The following is a 17,638-nucleotide window of genomic DNA, read 5'->3' on the forward strand; positions in this document are numbered from 1 at the left end:
TTTCAGAATTAGGGAACGATGAGGATCCAAGCCCTGATGCCAATAACGAAACCATATATTATGAAAAAAGAGCAGTAAGTGCCTGTCTACGCAGTATCCTTGCGATTCCGTGTCCTTCTTACTCGATCAACACAACACAAGCCATATCTGAAATGTTGGCGCATATCGCTGTAAACCGATCACAAAATTGCACCTTTAAAGTGGCTCGTTTTTTTGAATTCGAAAAACCTTTTTATGGAAATTTTTAATGTCACAGTACAATCGAATATTATTCTATTCATTTTCTTCCAGCATTTTATGGATTCTAAATGATTCCGTTTTAAAGATTTGGTGTCCCGGATTAGTTACAGGGAAAATTTCCGATGTCATTGGACTTCTATTAACACCCCTAATTCTAACGGGCATTATTTCCTTATTTCGAAACCATTGAGAAAACTTCCGACTGCAATAATACAGTCTGCATTATCGATCTTCAAAGCCTAGGTTCTGGGAAATTTTTCTGGAAAGTTCGTGCCAGATATTTATATAGAAGAGAGTGCCAATTGTATCTAGAAAATTTTTCGGTTCCCCAAGAGGTTCATTATTTCACGAGATGAAAGAACTTCTCCACTTTTTACCGTTATACTGTCATTGAATCAGTTTTTTTCTTGCCAGGTTCCGAAAATTTCCCCATTCTGACTTTTATGAAATTTGGCAAACGTAACCCTTCTTTTCGACATTTCTTAGTATTTCTTGTTTTTCTTAGCGCTTTGTTAGGTGCTTGCAAGAAGTCAAATGATGGAAATGACGATACCATTTTAACTCTTCTTCTGCTTCAGGCAACTGCGGCAACTCCTTGCACCACTAGATGTCATATATATCTATCAGAAAAATACGGTGGCGCACTTGGGATTGGTGGGATCAAAGGACCAGATGCAATTTGCAATGGTGATATTAACCGGGTAAAAGGAAAAACCTATAAAGCTATGATTTCTGTTCCCGGGTCGAGAGAAATCACTGGCAGCGCAACCGGTACACCGACTTACACTGACTGGGTGCTCAAGGCTAATACTTTTTATTCCAATAGCACAGATCCTTCCAATACGACAGGTTCTACGACAAATGCCAACAGAATCTTCCGGGATTCAAATGTGACGATGCAAATGAATTTTCCTCTAGGTACGAATGGAACGACTTTCTGGACTGGGATCACAATTACTGGTGGAAACTTTGCCAATGGAGACAATTGCACCAACTGGTCGACGATCGGCGCTGGGGTCAATGGTCAGGTTGGCGTTGTCGGAGCCAGTGCAACGACACTGGTTGATGCAACTACAAATGTATGTAACGTATCTAATCGTGTTGTTTGTGTAGAACAATAAACAGAAGGTTTCGAGGAAGCTTGAGTGATACCAGCTTCCTCTTTTATGAATAGACAGAAATTCTTTTTCTCTATGAAGAAGAATTTCTAGGTTCCTGAAAAAGTAAGTTGAGATTCCATATCTCAGTTAACATGGTTTAATTTCTAATTTTACTGTTCTTCGTATACTTTAATCTAAAAGTTTAGAAACGATTTACTATATCATTTAATACACCGAATACCGTATACATCACTTCGTTTAGCATTGATCGGAGTGCTCGGATAACCGCGGCCATCATAAGTATAAAGATAATAATACCTTTCTTGACCAGCTGGTGTTGAGGACCAATAGTATGAAAAGTATTTATCCCAAGATTTTGTAATTTTCGATTTATAGGCTAATTTAAGCTCTTCAATGGTAGGAACCCGCATACCGATGCTTTTACATTTATTTTTAGCATATAAAAAATTATGTATTCCCTGATCGGCCGACCATTTTGGTACTGAAACTATCTGGATTGGTTCCTCCTCAGGCGAAACAAGAGGACTTTCCGCAGTTTTCGTTGTTGAACAAGAGAAAATAAAAAGAAATTGTATTAGCGAAATTAAGATGAATGGCTTCATCTCTTTATTGGAACGAAACTGCAAAGAATAGTCAAATTAATTTTTACCATATCGCTTTGGCTAGCTCTAAAGGAATCTACCTTTCATATCCCACAGGATCGATGATTTGTGCTTCCAGTTTGCGGTTGTATTTTTTTTCATATTCCTTCACCCATTTGTCCATTTCGTCTTCAGAAACATTTTTCCAGTTTTGGAGTGTAACTCGTCTAAGCGAAGGAAAATTCATTATACAATTTAATCCATTTATATCTAGATTTGAATTATTTAATTGGATACCCAATAGTTGCGGCAACTGTTTGGAAAAATTACAAAATGATTCTCCGCTAATATTTGCCCGGTCCGGAATTGAAATATATTTCAGTAATTTAAGCTTTGAAATGCATTCTAGTTCAGAATCGGTGAAGAGAATTCCTGATAGTGCAATTGTTAACTGTTTATTTGTAAAAGTGGAAACTAAATTACATAATTCATTTTTATTTATTGTTAAATTAATTAATGCAAGTTCTGTTATACTTGACCGAGAACAAACAAAACTTGCATCCGCAGACAATGATCTTATTTTTGTTCGTTTAAATGCTAGGGAAGTGAGGTTTGGCTGAGAACATATTCTGATTAAATCTCCATCGGAATAATCAGTTTTTTCATTAATATCCACAGACTCTAAATGGGCATTTTTCTTATACCCATATCCATTTATCACATATTTTTTTGACTCCAAATACTTTGCCAAATCCGAATCATTTTCGACAACTTGCGGAATCTTACAATTATATAAGTTCATAGCCAGTATGATTAGAATAACATAAAAATAGTTCATTATCTTACTTACCTTTTTTGATATAGTCGAATGTGTAAGGTGGCTTATCCCAGTATGGATTTCCAGTATCTGGTGATTCTTTCGATAGAAATGAATCTTTTAAATTTTCCGGATCAAACTTTGTTCCATTCGCGCTCGATGCAGGATCAATTACTGTGTAGGTCTTTCCATCTGGATCCCTCTGTAAAGATATTGTATGGCCTTTTCCAGTCCCGTCATCTTTTACTCGTAGAGTAATGGCTTCGGGTCGATTTTCTGCAAGAAAATCACCACGCGAAATAATTAATAAGTGTCTGTTGTAGGATCTGCGATAATACTCTCAATCTTTCTTCCATGCCTAATTTCGTACTGTCGTACGTATTCGATTCTTTCCATATCAGGCACCTTGGACCAATTTTGAAGCGTCACTCTCGTTAACTTTGGAAGAGAAAATATACAATCTAACGCTTTTTTAGAGAATGGAACATTATTTAGTCCGAAAAAAGTAACAGATGTTACTTTCAAAGTTAATTTACAAATGGAATCTTCACTGATTTTTGATTTCCTTGATATGTATATAGATTTTAATCTGGATATTTTCGAAATACAGTCAATAGTATGATCATTTACATTTGTATTACTAAAATAAAACGCAGGGGAGCCATCTTGTATTTTGTCTGCCAACAAACATAATGAGTCTAATTCTAATTCAACATCTACGAAGTCCAACTTCAAATCACTATTTTTCGAACATGATGCAACTTCATTTTGTGTCAGTTTTGGCATCAAGATGTCTTCAAAACGGAAATGTTTAATACTTTTAATAGAACAAAGACTCTCAAAATCTCCTGTTGTATATTGAGTTTTTTTATTGACCTCTATCGATTCAATCTTCCGACCAGACTTCCATTTATAACCATTGATTCTATATCCTTTAGAAGCTAATAGAGTCGCAATAGATGCATCATCTTCAGGTAACCTTAATTTAGGAGATGACGTGCATATATCACAACTCAGTATTATAATGACTAGCGGTAATATACTGAAGGCAACTGAGTTACTTTTATTTAACATAATCGTATGCTTTCGGCAAAAACTCCTTATATGGGTTTGATTCCGACTGTGCATTACCTAATTCAGAGTTTTCAAAATTCTCTGGATCAAACTGTGTACCATTAATTTTTGACTGAGATGTATCAATAACTGTGTAAGTTTTGCCATCAAGATTCCTTTGTAAGGATATTGTATGGCCTTTTCCTGTCCCATCATCTTTTACTCGCAGAGTAATGGCTTCGGGTCGGTTTTCAGCAAGAAAATCACCAATGATTTTGTAACCGGCTTGCCTGTCGTCCTTGCGGCAAGGTTCCATTTTCTGGTAGCCTCACCATTTTTCCATCTGAATATTTCTTTATGACGCTGCTAAAAACCTATCGAAGTCAGGAATAGCTTCGTTTTAGCAGACCCTATATTGTTCGTCGTGATTCGAAGCGAACCAAATTGCTATATACTTCTCGGTCAAATTAATAGCCGTAACATTCTTCTTTGTTACAATTGGTTCGTTTAACTTCCTCTTCCCAGTTCTGCAAGAAACGTTTGCAATGATCTATGGACCTAAGCTCAAAAACATAATAACCGCTGGTCAAAAAGCTGTTTAGCTTGTCCCTATTACTTATAAATCGAAGGGAATGCTGGCCTGTCATACTTGATGAAGATTCCAAATGTAAAAATAGATTTTCATACCCTTTAATCAAAAAGACAGTTTCTTTATAGGGCACCAATTCTAAAGATTTCACAACTTTCCATGTATCAACTTCAATTAGTTCCAAACTAGATGTTTTTACATCTAAACGACCAAACCATATAGCTTTTTTATTAGGGAAATCGTAGTTTTCCAAATGCTTTAACTGAGCATCAAAAAAATAATAGCCGTCAAACTTTATAAAGTCCTGTCCCATATGTTTTGGCTTGGAATTACAACCAAAACATAAAATTAAATAAAAACCAAATAATATACTTTTCTTCAACTTTTTCTCCAATGAATTATTTAGGATACACCAAACGGATGTCTTTTATTTGTCCTTTTTTAATTGCGTCTTCCAAACTATTACCCACTTTCGAACCTTCTTTCATATTGTGATCCTTTAAAATCCACTTACCTTCTGGGTTCTTATAAGCAATTATAAAATGGTTCCCCTCTTTATTTCCATCATAATCTAAATAAACCTGTGCCACTTGCGCACCAGTGGTTTCTAGAATATTCTGAACCTCTGCTTTTCCTGCAGCCGAATATAAATCATGATCTGCGCCCAGTCGAGTCATCGGTTCCAAGTATGGTTTGTTGGCATTAAAAACACGCCCACATCGTCCCCATGAATGTCCTTTTTGATATTTCCAGCCAACACTTGCTCTTTATAGAACTCAGCAAAATTAGTGGGAACGTTCCGTCCTCCAGCAATCATTGCAGCTTCCCAAGCGGAAATTACATTGCAAAGCGCTGATTGAGTGGCGTTTGCAAAGTTTTCTGCATCGGGATAATTATTCTTAATGTGTTCCAAAGATTCTCTCGCAATTTTTCGACCTTCTATATCTGATTCGGGAATATGCGCTATTGCGTCCTCAATGTTCATCGATTTAAAAAATTCAAATGTACTTTTAACTTCCTGAGCTATCGGCCCATTTTTGCCCTGACTTAATTTACCATTTTCGTTCAGTTCATTGACTCTTTTCTCAATCTGTAAACTATTCAGTTCGTTAATTCTATCTGCATTTACTGCTATTTTTTCTTTCAGCTTTTGCTTTTGGATATCTTCTATCTGCTTTTGGTAAATAATATAATTCAAGTTAATTGGTCACTTAGTTCCGAATCAATTTTTAATTTGAATAACGACATATAATTCCTTTTTCTTGATTTTTATCTTCTTCAACTTTGATTCTGTCTGAAAAACTATAATAGACTCGATGGGAGAAAAAATCCTCCGAGCTATCTATTAACCAAAAAGATTCAATTCCAATTTTAAAAAGTGAAGAATTCCTGAAGATCCCAATATCAAAATCAGAAATTAATAAATGCTTTTCATTATGTGATATCTTGGCACACCAGAGCCCTGCCTCCTTGTATGTCCCATTTCCAATATATATAAATTCTGTTTCTTTGAATTTTAAGGAGAAATAGATTATAATTCTATTACTAATGATTCCATAATTATACGGAACAGTTTTGCGGTTTGCTACACAAAACCCGTAACCAACTGGGACTGTATTCTTAAAAATGTATGCTTCGTTGGATTGTAAAATATAGCAAGTGCTATATTTATTCAGATTTTATGGTTTCTTTTGACAATGATATAATTACCGATTTTACTGCCAAAAGTCGGAATGTAACATTTTATCTCTACCGAACATTCTTCATCAGTATTACAATTGTTCTTTGAAAACTCAGTTAAATTACTCATCTCTATTATTTTTTCTTCATAATCTCTTTCTTGGCACAAAATAAGTATAGAAGAAACTAAGAATACGAACCAAATAAACTTTTATTGCTGTTCAAAGGTTATTTCGTATTCGCCTTTTTCCACTCCTCGGCTTTTCTTTTGATTTCATAAATATCAGGTTCGGCGGGAGCTCGAAGGTAGGATCCGTGAATAAAGCCTTCTACTCCCATATTAGTTTTCACTTTGAGCCAGTTTGACGAGATTACAGGATTTGGCAGAATGTCCCTCTTACCAATATCTTCTAGAACTTCAACCTTTTCACCTCTGGGTAGCTTTGCGACAACTGCGCCATTTAAACTTGGAGTTGACCGCACATTTACAACAGAACCCATCGCAATGTATGTGCCAGGAAAACGGTAATGGTATCCGAAGATACAGTGGGTTGTGCATTTTTCTTTTGTGTCGAAAACATTGACAACTTCCATATCTCTATTTACCTCTATCTTTTCTCCGCAATATTGTTTTTTAAAAATATCTAATACATCTTTCACATTGTTCGGTTTATGCAAACAACTAATTTGATAAAGTTGATTGTCTCGAAACTCCAAAGCTAATCCGCCTCGAAATTTCATACCACCAAAATCATAATTGTTTGAATTGTGTACATAGGGCCGTGTATTTACGATCATCATCAATGCTTCATCATTAAACAAAAAATCTAAATAAGCTCGGCTATCATAATTACTTCTTCGTTCCATTTGAATTCCAATGGAATAATTGATATCTTCTCCGGGGAAACGTTCTTTCTACATACCGATTGTATAGTTTTTATGCTCATATGCAATGCCGGTAATTCTAAGTTCCTCTGTTAAGAATCTTTTTTTTAGATCATTTGGGATCGTAATATAGAAGGAACTTAATTTTTGATTCCAAGCCTCTATCAATTCTTCCTTGGAAGGACTGGCAACAATTTCTTTCACATTGCAACAGAATAGAATCATAAAGTAAATTTTTTGCTTAGTCATTGTGTTGAACTGCCCCCACTTCACTCATATGTAGATGATGTCTATGATTCCACATTTGCGAAATAATATCGTCAAGAAGAACAATTGTGTCACGCGGCATAAATAGTTTCGCTTAAAATTTGATCCTTGATTCTCATTTTGATCGATTCTTTAATCACTAAGTCGATCCTTCTATGAAAAGTATCCTCTAGATAAATTTTTAAATCCATATAATTACGAAAGTTTTTTTGATCGGGCATAAATTCCACTAGAATGTCAATGTCACTTTCTGAATTAGATTCGTTTCTTGCGAACGATCCGAACAAACCAATATGAAATACTCCAAACTTTTGGAGAGAATCTATGTTTGTTGTTAGTAGAGAAAGAATTTGGCTTTTAGATAAAGATGACATTCTGGCCCCTTTGTCTAAGATTTAGATAGTGCGATAACTCTTGTCAAGTCAACTAACGAGGATTGTTGATACCAAAAATAAGTGATGAGAAAATGTTACCTTACGACAGAATGGATGGGCGAGAGTAAGAATAGTGATTCACTATTCGGATTTCTTTTGGATATATAGAAACCATAGACGATGAACCCTTTTGGCGATTCGATATAGATTTTATATTGAATTACAATTGCTCCAGGACTTGACCTCTTTCGCTGCAAACACTTCCTTGCGTTTGCTACGCTTCGAGGCACGGCTCCCTTCGTCGCATGCCATCCGGGCATGCTCTATGTTATGATTGCTCCCTATGGGTCGCAACCATAGCAGTCTCAGGGAACTGTTCAAGTTCCTCGGACTAAGATCAATTTGAATGTCGGGATTGTTTTAAGGAAAGTTGTTATGCGGGCGGAGGGACTTGAACCCCCATGCCTCTCGGCGCCAGAACCTAAATCTGGTGCGTCTGCCAATTTCGCCACGCCCGCATTGAGCATGTATAAGCAGGTTTTTGTACTAGGGAAATCTGTCTAGTGAGTTTTTGTGATTCACTTGCCTTTGTTTTGAAATTTTATTCTCATGTCAGATACCAATAGGACAACTCCGATGAACATACTGGAATTTATGCAAAATATCTCTACGCAAGTGTATTTGCGAGGGGATGTGATCTTTCGAGAAGGAGATCCACATGATGGAAGTATGTATTGCATCATGAGTGGGATGTTTGCCGTCACCAAACGGACACCAGATGGAACCCAAGAAGTCATTAAGGGTTTGGGTCCGGGGGAATTTTTTGGAGAACTTTCGCTCCTCACAAGAAGGCCCAGAGCCATGACTCTCAGTGTAGTTTCTGCCAATGCACGAGTGGGAATCCTACGAGACGATCAGTTCGAAAAGTTGGCTCGGATCAATACGCATTTTTTATTCCAACTGACCAAAAGTACGGTCGAAAAACTCCACCGGGCCGAAGCCAGGCTCACCGAACTTGATAAAATGTTAGAAGAAATCAAAAAGGAAGAAGAGAAATGAACGTCGACCATTTACGAAAGTACATCACCGAAGTGCGAATCGACCATTTCGCAGAAGGTAAAAAAGTGTTTTCCGAAGGGGAAGATTGTAACGGGAAAATGTTTTTTGTATTTGCCGGTCAACTCCAAGTCTTCAAACGAAAGGCAAATGGAGAAGACCACTACGTTCGTGATATCAAACCGGGTGAGTTTTTTGGAGAAATGGCATTGGTATTTCCGTCACCGAGAGCTGCCACGGTCGTTGCAACAGCCGAAGACACGAAAGTAGGAATCATTACAAAAGAAATCTTTTTGGCGATGGGAAATGAAAGTCCAGGATTTTTATCAGTCATTCTCCACAGTATCATCGACCGCCTAACTTCTGTAGAAGATATGATTTCCGAAAGACAACAAGAATTACATACACTGATCAACGGAATGCCTTCGCTACAAACAATTCCCGCTACCACAGAATCTGTCACCTCTGATGAGGAGAAAACACAAGATTCTCCAGAACCAGAGGAGAAAAACTAGGATGGAGCTTCCGTTTCTCTATTTCTTTCTTTTTAAAAATAAGTTGACTAAATCCCTAAAATCGAGTTTGATTTGCGGGTGACTTTGCGGTTCTTCAACTATCCCATCCCTGTTCTGCTGGTAACGCTCGGTTTTCTTGCGGTGCCCTTTCTCAATGTCTATATTACAGCGTCCTTATACGATCTCGATTTAGACCATTTTACAATGATTCTTTCCAGAATCCAACCGTTACAATATGTACTCTCTGGACTCAGTGCCATCATTGCCTATGGCCTTGTTACCAAAAAAAAATTTGGATACTACCTCTTCCTTTGTTTTACCTTTCTTATCCTTACTTACAATGTTTGGATGGTTTTGTCTGTCACTCTCGGCAAGAAGATCTTTCTTGCCGGTATCCGCATCCATACCGCAGACATCGTATGGAATATGGTTACCACTACACTTCTCCTTGGGACTGTTTTTTATTTCCTACGCAGAGAGATTGCCGCACCTTACCTAAGTGGAATTCGTCGCGGCTGGAGAACCAAATACAGAGAAACCCACCCCGTTCCTTTCCATTGGACCAATGCCGATGGAGAACGTGAAGGTGATGGGCAAACCATCAATATTTCTCGTAACGGTATCCTTATCCCCATCCCAGCTCATCATTTTTTAAAAGTGGGAGACCCTATCAATCTTCTCTTAAAGTTAGAAAAAGAAAACAGGGATCCTGTTTCTATCTCCGTCCAAGCAAAGATTGTAAGGATCGACAGAGAAAGTGATGGATCAGAAATTGCTGGCGTTCAACTCTTCTTTCCCATCAACCAAAGAGAAGAAAAACAAATCTACGAAGCTTTTCTAGCAAGAGTGTTTGCACCGAGATATCCTGTTTCCAATCCAGTGAACTTCTTTGGAAAAGATAACAAAATTTGCCAAGGTACACTCCTGAATGTTTCCATGGAAGGATTGTACATTGAAACCAGTTCGGTTCTAGAACAGGATCAAATTTGTAATGTAAAGATTCAAACCAGATCGGGAGATATTTCTGTGGGCGGTGTGGTACGTTGGTCCAACCCGCAAGGGAGGTATGGAAAACCCAGTGGGTTTGGAATTCAAATTGATGCGATCGAAAACAGAAATTTATTTCGAATTTGGATTTGGAAACAACGTTTTAAGTTATTCCACAGCCGGTAGTTCTTCCCAAAACAAAGAGTCGGCAAGTTCGGCATCGCCTGGGCTTGTGACTTTGATGTTGTGGTAGTCAGTTTCGACAATCCCCACCCTTCTTTTTCCCATCCAAGTGCATAGGTCTGTCGGATGTTTCTTTAAATCCTTGGGAAGTTCCACGAGCAAAAGTTCTTTAATCATAAATCCAGCAATCGATTGCGGAGTTTTCACAGAATACACTTCTTCTCTTTTTAATGGTTCTTCTGTGTAGTTTTGGTGTAGGCGAACTCGTACCAAACTCTCAGTAGACTTTCCCACAATGGTGGCCCCACCAAAAATTTTCGTTTGTTCCACTAACTGGTAAAGTTCATTTTGTTTGAAGTTGGGCCTTGCCACATCATGGATAAAAATGATATCCTTTTCATCATAGGAAATAGATTCAAGCCCACAAACCGTTGATAGATGGCGACTTTCACCCCCAGGAACAATGCGATCGTTCCCTTCCAAAATATCTTCTAGATCCTTTTCTGTTTCTAAAATCCAATCGGGATGAGAGACAACTGTGATGGATTTGGTAAGTCCAAACTTTCGGAACCGTTTGACCGAATGCCGAAGTAAGGACTCACCTCTAACTTTCAAAAATTGTTTGGGAACCTCAGTCCCCATCCGTGTTCCTGTCCCACCTGCTAGTAGGACAACATATAGATTGTTCATACAATCATTCTACAACGAGGATTTCATTGCGAAAGATCTCTAAGATAGGTTCTTTTTTGCGAATCAGTTTCCCTTCTCCACTTGTGCGAAGGAGCACCTCAGCAGTTTCCGGAAAACTATTGTAGTTCTTTGTGGACATTCCGGCGCAGTACGCACCGACCGCTTCCATCACCACATAGTCACCGATTTCCGCTTCTCCCATCAGACGAGTGATAGGCTCTCCCCCTTCTTTTTGAGTGAAAACATCTCCTGATTCACAACAGTGACCCACAACCACATACTCTACGTTCGATTTTGGAACTCCTCCGTCTTTTTTCACAGTAACAAGAGGATGTCTTGCACCGTATAACGAAGGTCTGGTGTTCGAATCCATTCCTGTATCGAGTTTTAAAAATCGAAATCCTTTCGAGCCAGTATCTATCAAATCATCTACTGTTGTGAGAAGTGCCCCACAAAGTGCTACGAGGTAGGTTCCCGGTTCAATTTCTAAAATGAGTTTTCTTCCGTGTTTGTTAGCAAATTCTTCGAATTGGGGTTTTACAGGAGCACCAATCTTTTGTAAGTCGGTCGATTTTTCATCTTCCATCCGACCCACTTTGTAACCTCCACCGAGGCTCACAATAGTGACTGTTGGAAATGCTTCAGCATATTCTAAAGTATACTTAGCAACTGCCTTCCAAACTTCCGGGTCACTGCCCGAACCAATGTGAGTGTGGACTTTTTCCACGACGATTTTGTATTTTTCGACAATGGCTTTGACTTCAGGCAATTTTTCATGCCAAATCCCAAAGGAAGAAGTGACTCCCCCCACATCCGTTTTTTTGGTATGTCCAGAGCCAAGGCCTGGATTGAAACGAATGGAAACAGACTTTCCAGGGAAAACCTTTCCAAATGCCTCTAACTGGCGAAGAGAACAAGCATTGAACTTCACCCCTTTGCCAATGAGTTCTTCAAAGGCTTTGGGAAACTCTTGGGAAGTGAGCATAATGGATTCTGGTTTGAATCCAAAGTGGAGAGCTCGCACCACTTCATGTTCCGAAGAAGCATCAATGAGGATGCCTTTCTTTTTCATAATCTGAAGGATATTGGAATTGGGATTTGCCTTCATGGCGTAACGGACTTGTAAACCAAACGCATTCGGAAATGCCAAAGCTTCGTCACATTTTTGTTCAATTTCTTTCTCGGAATAGACAAAGACTGGGGTTCCAAATTCTTTTGCCAAAGTTCGCACTTGGTCTTCTTTCAAAAACTTTAGTTTTTCGATTGATGTCATAGGATTTAAGATAAACCTTTCAATAGGTTCCATTCCATAAAGTCAAAAAAGTAGAAAATGGCAGGAAAGATTACACATATTGAAGCTCTCTCCCAAGTGAAAAAACATTTGGAACATGGAAATGCGACCCAACGTCGAATGGCCGCATTACTCTCAAGACCTGATGTTGCTCCCTATGCCAACCTCGGTGCCGTGGCTCCTGATATTTTTTACTTCTATCACGTGTTGCAACCCAAACGTACCAAAAAGGCTGCTTTCTTCGGTGACCTTGCTCACCATGACCGCGTTGCCGAACTCATCCTTAGTTTTCTGGATCAAGTTTATGATACAGAAATGGGGCTTTATCGTGACCGCTTCCTTGCTTTCACCTTAGGTTATATCTGCCACTGCGTAGTAGACATCCAAACCCATCCCTATATCTTTTATATCTCTGGGGATTACTATAACAACGATAAGAAGATCTCTTACCAAGCACAAGTAAACCACATGAAAGTGGAGTTTGGACTCGACACACTTCTCATCAACCACCGCTGGGGAATGAGTGCCAAAGAATATGACTTTCCTCAATACATTGATATCCGCCATAGAACCGTAGGAATTAAAAACAAAATGGATCCGGTGCTTTGGAACTTTTGGTTGCAATCTATCAAGGAAACCTATCCGACAGAGTTTGCTTCCTTCTATTTGGGATCCGAAAAGAAAATCATTCCTGGTGACATCTTAAATGAATCCTATTTAGGGTTTTATCGGTTTACCTCCACCTTGGATTCGAGAAGTGCTTTTATGCGCGGGCTTGTGAGTGTAGTGGATACACTGACCTTTCACAAATACAACGCCGGCGTCCTGATGCTTCCCGCGATGGAAGCCATCAATCCCAAGATTATGAACGATGAAAAGAGGGAATGGTTCTATCCTGCTGACCCCAAAAGAAAGTTCAATGACTCATTTATTGAGCTTTTGAACCAGGCAAGCCAAGCCAGTAAAGAAATTTTAACGAGAGCGTACGAATATAGTTTTTCTCCGGAAAGCAGATCGAAAATTCTGGAATCTCTCGGTGGTTATAATTTAGATACTGGTCTGCGTTACCACGGAATCGACCACATGAAGGAATTTTCTCCCCTCGTTTGATGGGGATTTTAAGTTAAGGGAAACGTATGAAACAAGAACCCATTGGGCTCTTTGAAAAGTATTTTATCATTTGGTTTCGGATTGTCACAGAAAAGATTTGGACCGGAGACAAAAAATTAAGAAACACCACCATTGCCATCTTTGCCTTTGGTGCGTTGAATGTTTTTTACTCACCGGTTCCGTAAAAGACTTCTTTCGACTTGGAGAAGCTGCGGTTTATGACATCCCCTCTACCTTGTATGGACTGAATGACAAAGGGGAATACGAACCCATTGCCGAATATTATAAATTTTCCCGGATCCCTGTTCGTTTAGAACAACTTAAAACTGAAGAGACGGTTCTATCACCAGATAACAGACACAAGGTGATTCAATGCTTTTTATCTACAGAAGATAATTCGTTTTATTCCCACAATGGAATCGATTTAAAGGGGATTGCTCGTGCCTTTGTGGTAAACCTAATGGCGGGCCGAGTAAAAGAAGGTGCCTCTACCATCACCCAACAAGTAGCCCGACTTAAATTTTTATCCATCGAAAGATCCATCGCTAGAAAAGCCCGCGAGGCCTGGCTTGCTTTTTTACTAGAACTAACTTATCCCAAAGATAAAATTTTGGAAGTATATTTGAATGAAATTCCTTTAGGGCATGGAACCATCGGTGTAGGAGCTGCTTCCCGGTTTTATTTTAGAAAGGAAGTCCAAGATATCAGTTGGGGAGAAGCAGCAATCCTTGCCAGTCTTACCACAAGGCCCACACAATTCAGTCCTATCGTGAATCCCGTTTCCAGTATGAATAAGGTGAGAGTCGTCTTTCGCAAGTTAGTCGAGAATGGGAGGATGTCTGTTGCTGATGCAGAAAAAGAATATGCCGCACTCGAAGAATACTATACCAATTTAAATCGTTCTCCAAACGATTCCGCTTTTTCTGACAGGTTAAACCGTTTTCCCTATGTAACCGAATACATTCGAAAAAACCTAATTCGTTCCATTGGATCGGGTCGTTTGTATAATGGTGGGCTTAAAATTTATTCTACCATCCAGATCCGCCACCAAGAAGAAGCAGAAAAAGCCCTACTTCCGGCACTGCAAAGACAAACTTTAGAATCCAACCAAAGAGCCTTCCGAAATATCGATGCCTTCGATGATTTGTATGGCAGTGGGTATTCTCTCATTGCCGATTTATATGATCTTCCGGATTTTAAATTCCATATCTCTCGGACAGAACGTACGTTTTCTTCCGCTTACCAAGAAGACCTTAGAGATGAATTCTTCGCATTGAATTTGTTAACTGGGGATGATTTTCTCGGCGACTTAATCGACAAAAATTATACTTCGCAAACCACAAAAGACCATCTCCTTCCCGTAGAAGGATCTCTCATTGCCATCCGACCAGAGACAGGATACATCACAGCCATGGTAGGAGGATCGGGTTTTCGTTCGGACAACCAACAGATCCGTCCCTTCCAAGCCTTTCGCCAACCAGGTTCTGCTTTCAAACCCATCCTTTATGCAGCGGCCATGGACTATTCTGGTAAAAATCCTGACCCTGAAAAAAATGTTACCCCTGCCACTCTCTTTGCCGACTCACCCCTCCAATACTTAATGGAAGATGGAGATGAATGGGCCCCTGAAAATTATAGTAGTGAATACTCTGGATTTATTTTGTTACGCAAAGCCTTGGAACAATCCAAAAATTCCGTGGCTGTGCGAGTTTTAGAACAAGTGGGACTTTCCAACCTAATGGAAAGTTTACGAGGACTACTACAACTCCCAGGCAGAGACATTCCTTATAACTTTAGTGTCTCTCTTGGATCTTTTGAGCTCACTCCTTATGAATTGACAAGAGCTTATGCGGCCTTGGCATCCGGTGGCAAAACAGTAAACCCAATCTCTGTTTTGTATGTCGAAGACAATGCGGGAAATGTCATCAAAGACTTCCGTAAAGAATTCGATGAGGACGATCGCAAACAAATTATCTCCAAAGAAGCGGCCTTTCTCATCACTTCCATGATGAAAGATGTTGTGGAAGAAGGAACAGGACGCGGGGTTTTGTCTTATGGACTGGGGCGAAAAGCTTATGGAAAAACTGGAACTACAAATAACTTTCGGGATGCATGGTTTGTAGGTTACACCCCTGAGCTTGTGACTTCGGTTTGGTTTGGGTATGATGTGGGAACAATTTCTCTGGGACGAGGGATGACTGGCGGGAAATTAGCAGCTCCCGTTTGGGGAAGGTTTATGGCCCGTGCCCTCGACCGCGAACCCCACATAGAATTTCCTTGGCTTTCTGAGGTAAAAGTCACCAAAAAGACAGTCTGCCGAATGTCTGGCAAACTCCCTAGTAACCAATGCCACGACCTCTTTGAAGAGTATTTTATCCCGCAAACAGCACCAAAAGAGATTTGTAATGACCATGGCTCGTCTTGGAACGTTGTAGAGACAAAGTCGAACCAACCTTCCACTCCCGTGGTCCATACAGAAAAGAAAAAACAGGAAAAAGTAGAAAAACTACCCACTTCCGCAAAACCACCGAAGAGAAAAAAATCGGTCTTTAGCGGAGATGAGGAAATCGACTACTAAAAAGGCTTGTCAAGAAGACCGAAAATTTTGATTCTCACAGAAGGGGAAAAGGAGCAGGAATGGCAATAGGTAAGGATTCCATCAATAGCGTTATCGGACCAGGGTCGATATTTGAAGGTAAGTTTTATATCGCAGGTTCACTTAGAATCGATGGAAAATTCGAAGGTGATATCAAAACTGAGGATGCACTCGTTATCGGTGAAACCGGTAAAGTAAAAACAAACATCAGCGCAAAAGAAGTCATTGTATCAGGTACCCTCATCGGAAACATCAAAGCCGAAAACGAAGTAAAACTCGAAGGTACAGGACGTATGTTAGGTGATATCACTGCTCCTTACTTAGAACTTCAAAAAGGTGTAGTAGCAAAAGGAAATATCACAATCACAGGCGGCCAGAAAAAGGACGTTCGTAAGATCGTGGAAGAATCCTTCGGTGGTATTAAATCTTTAGATACCAAGGATTAACTAGTCCCTATTAACACATGCTACTTCGATCCCCAGAAAAGTCTACGATCGGTAAGCATGTGTTACGCTGGGGAAAAGTAAATGTAATCCAAGTTTCTCCCGGTAAGTATTTTTATAATCTCCAATCACAATCCAGCGTCCTTCATGGAACGATCGACCTCAATCGTAAACGATATCGGATCCTTCCTCTTCTCACCTCTTCTTTTATCTTAGCTTTTTTTATCTCCATCATCGTAGACAAACAAACCTACGAAGAAAGTTTAATGGAAAAAGAGTTCTTAAGTATGTCCACCGAGGTAGAAGAAAACGACGTTAAGGACAAAGAGGCAAAACTTGCCGATGCCAAATACTTACAAGAAACAGAAGATAAAAAAATGGCCATCCTTCGATCTGCTGATTTGGATGCGCTTGCAGAAAACAAAAACAAAAAACTAAAAGTCACACAATACAAAGTCAAAAAAAACGAAACTCTATCTGATATCGCACGTAGGTTCAAAGTTTCTGCAGAATCCATTGCTGGAAGTTCTGGGATTAACCCAGAAGTGTCTATCCTCCCGGGACAAATCTTAAACATTCCCAATAAACAAGGGTTAGTGTATAAGTTAAAAAAAGGCGATACCTTAGCCAAAGTTGCTGACTACTACAAAGTAAAAATCGACGATATTTATTCCGAAAACCAGTTAGAAGATTATGATCTATTCAAATCGGGCCAAAAGGTATTCCTTCCTGGAGCCGTCATCCCAGACACAGGACCTGTTTGGAGAATCCCTGTGGTATCGAAAGTCATTACCTCTGGTTGGGGAACACGCTCTTACCCACAATACAAATTTCACATGGCTCTCGATTTACGTGCCAATTACGAATCAGTTTATGCAGCAAGGAAAGGGAAAGTCACCTATTCCGGCTGGATGGGGGGTTATGGAAACGCTATCATCCTCACGCATGATGATAGTTACCAAACTTTGTATGCCCATAACTCTAAACTCTTTGTGAAAGAAGGTGATTACGTAAGTGCCGGTAAAGTCATCTCTCGTTCCGGCTGCACAGGATATTGTTTTGGCCCTCACCTCCATTTTGAAGTCATTAAAGATGGAAAAAACGTAAACCCTACCAAAATCATCAAAGGATTTTCTTACAAATAATTGGGATTCATTTAC

18 protein-coding genes, 1 tRNA gene and 1 pseudogene are annotated in these 17,638 nt (G+C 39.3%); 8 read left to right on the forward strand and 12 right to left on the reverse strand.

The window, feature by feature from the left end; genetic code table 11:
- The first annotated feature begins 683 nt into the window (after positions 1–683).
- Positions 684–1,361 (forward strand): Len family endostatin-like outer membrane lipoprotein, encoded by a 678-nt coding sequence (gene len, locus LEP1GSC195_RS07265; RefSeq protein ID WP_051122376.1) that lies wholly within the window; start codon positions 684–686, stop codon positions 1,359–1,361.
- A gap of 200 nt (positions 1,362–1,561) precedes the next feature.
- Here the strand turns inward: len and LEP1GSC195_RS19700 are convergent, their stop codons facing one another.
- From LEP1GSC195_RS19700 to LEP1GSC195_RS07320, 10 genes are all read right to left on the reverse strand, one after another.
- Positions 1,562–1,771, reverse strand: a complete 210-nt coding sequence (locus tag LEP1GSC195_RS19700) for a hypothetical protein (RefSeq protein WP_015682356.1) — start codon at positions 1,769–1,771, stop codon at positions 1,562–1,564.
- A 268-nt stretch (positions 1,772–2,039) separates the two neighbouring features.
- A complete protein-coding gene (locus LEP1GSC195_RS07275) occupies positions 2,040–2,780 on the reverse strand; it encodes a hypothetical protein (RefSeq protein ID WP_015682100.1) in 741 nt (246 codons plus the stop codon).
- 282 nt (positions 2,781–3,062) lie between these two features.
- Entirely contained in the window at positions 3,063–3,833 is a 771-nt protein-coding gene (locus tag LEP1GSC195_RS07280) for a hypothetical protein (RefSeq protein WP_015681561.1), read from the reverse strand.
- Positions 3,823–4,128 carry a hypothetical protein gene (locus LEP1GSC195_RS07285; protein WP_015680642.1) on the reverse strand — a complete coding sequence of 102 codons (306 nt, stop codon included), beginning with the start codon at positions 4,126–4,128 and terminating at the stop codon, positions 3,823–3,825. The genes LEP1GSC195_RS07280 and LEP1GSC195_RS07285 overlap by 11 nt, the downstream gene beginning before the upstream one ends.
- A 151-nt stretch (positions 4,129–4,279) precedes the next feature.
- Complete coding sequence (locus tag LEP1GSC195_RS07290) at positions 4,280–4,783, reverse strand: hypothetical protein (protein ID WP_015682483.1); 504 nt, start codon at positions 4,781–4,783, stop codon at positions 4,280–4,282.
- Between the two features lie 16 nt (positions 4,784–4,799).
- Entirely contained in the window at positions 4,800–5,078 is a 279-nt protein-coding gene (locus LEP1GSC195_RS07295) for a hypothetical protein (RefSeq protein ID WP_015682484.1), read from the reverse strand.
- Positions 5,075–5,599: a hypothetical protein gene (locus LEP1GSC195_RS07300; RefSeq protein ID WP_015681788.1), complete on the reverse strand. Its 525-nt coding sequence runs from the start codon at positions 5,597–5,599 to the stop codon at positions 5,075–5,077. The genes LEP1GSC195_RS07295 and LEP1GSC195_RS07300 overlap by 4 nt, the downstream gene beginning before the upstream one ends.
- A gap of 710 nt (positions 5,600–6,309) precedes the next feature.
- On the reverse strand, positions 6,310–6,948 hold the full coding sequence (locus LEP1GSC195_RS07305; protein WP_015682587.1) for an SH3 domain-containing protein: 639 nt from the start codon (positions 6,946–6,948) through the stop codon (positions 6,310–6,312).
- A 356-nt stretch (positions 6,949–7,304) separates the two neighbouring features.
- Positions 7,305–7,607, reverse strand: coding sequence for a nucleotidyltransferase family protein (locus LEP1GSC195_RS07315; RefSeq protein WP_015680548.1), 303 nt, complete (start codon positions 7,605–7,607; stop codon positions 7,305–7,307).
- 436 nt (positions 7,608–8,043) lie between these two features.
- Positions 8,044–8,125 (reverse strand) — tRNA-Leu (locus LEP1GSC195_RS07320).
- Between the two features lie 118 nt (positions 8,126–8,243).
- Here LEP1GSC195_RS07320 and LEP1GSC195_RS07325 point away from each other — a divergent pair.
- The 3 genes from LEP1GSC195_RS07325 (at position 8,244) to LEP1GSC195_RS07335 (ending at position 10,351) form a co-directional block, all read left to right on the forward strand.
- Positions 8,244–8,666, forward strand: a complete 423-nt coding sequence (locus LEP1GSC195_RS07325; protein ID WP_015682767.1) for a cyclic nucleotide-binding domain-containing protein — start codon at positions 8,244–8,246, stop codon at positions 8,664–8,666.
- Positions 8,663–9,178 (forward strand): Crp/Fnr family transcriptional regulator, encoded by a 516-nt coding sequence (locus tag LEP1GSC195_RS07330; protein ID WP_015682062.1) that lies wholly within the window; start codon positions 8,663–8,665, stop codon positions 9,176–9,178. Before LEP1GSC195_RS07325 ends, LEP1GSC195_RS07330 begins: the two co-directional genes overlap by 4 nt.
- Before the next feature lie 78 nt (positions 9,179–9,256).
- Positions 9,257–10,351 carry a PilZ domain-containing protein gene (locus LEP1GSC195_RS07335; protein WP_040507002.1) on the forward strand — a complete coding sequence of 365 codons (1,095 nt, stop codon included), beginning with the start codon at positions 9,257–9,259 and terminating at the stop codon, positions 10,349–10,351.
- Here LEP1GSC195_RS07335 and LEP1GSC195_RS07340 read toward each other — a convergent pair.
- Positions 10,334–11,038 (reverse strand): IspD/TarI family cytidylyltransferase, encoded by a 705-nt coding sequence (locus LEP1GSC195_RS07340; protein ID WP_040506541.1) that lies wholly within the window; start codon positions 11,036–11,038, stop codon positions 10,334–10,336. The two genes, LEP1GSC195_RS07335 and LEP1GSC195_RS07340, sit on opposite strands and share 18 nt — an antisense overlap.
- Positions 11,039–11,042: 4 nt before the next feature.
- The gene (locus LEP1GSC195_RS07345; RefSeq protein WP_040506542.1) at positions 11,043–12,311 is read right to left on the reverse strand and encodes a diaminopimelate decarboxylase; all 1,269 of its coding nucleotides are present in this window, start codon (positions 12,309–12,311) and stop codon (positions 11,043–11,045) included.
- Between the two features lie 57 nt (positions 12,312–12,368).
- Here LEP1GSC195_RS07345 and LEP1GSC195_RS07350 point away from each other — a divergent pair, with 57 nt between their 5' ends.
- The 4 genes and pseudogenes from LEP1GSC195_RS07350 to LEP1GSC195_RS07365 all read left to right on the forward strand — a co-directional run bounded on the left by LEP1GSC195_RS07350 (position 12,369) and on the right by LEP1GSC195_RS07365 (position 17,623).
- Entirely contained in the window at positions 12,369–13,439 is a 1,071-nt protein-coding gene (locus tag LEP1GSC195_RS07350; protein WP_015682148.1) for a zinc dependent phospholipase C family protein, read from the forward strand.
- Between the two features lie 26 nt (positions 13,440–13,465).
- Positions 13,466–16,017, forward strand: a pseudogene (locus LEP1GSC195_RS07355) (penicillin-binding protein 1A).
- Between the two features lie 59 nt (positions 16,018–16,076).
- On the forward strand, positions 16,077–16,481 hold the full coding sequence (locus LEP1GSC195_RS07360) for a bactofilin family protein (protein WP_015682465.1): 405 nt from the start codon (positions 16,077–16,079) through the stop codon (positions 16,479–16,481).
- Between the two features lie 17 nt (positions 16,482–16,498).
- Positions 16,499–17,623: a M23 family metallopeptidase gene (locus LEP1GSC195_RS07365; protein ID WP_040506543.1), complete on the forward strand. Its 1,125-nt coding sequence runs from the start codon at positions 16,499–16,501 to the stop codon at positions 17,621–17,623.
- Positions 17,624–17,638: the final 15 nt, after the last annotated feature.

The sequence above is a fragment of the Leptospira wolbachii serovar Codice str. CDC genome (genome assembly GCF_000332515.2).
In the GTDB taxonomy this organism is placed as follows: domain Bacteria; phylum Spirochaetota; class Leptospiria; order Leptospirales; family Leptospiraceae; genus Leptospira_A; species Leptospira_A wolbachii.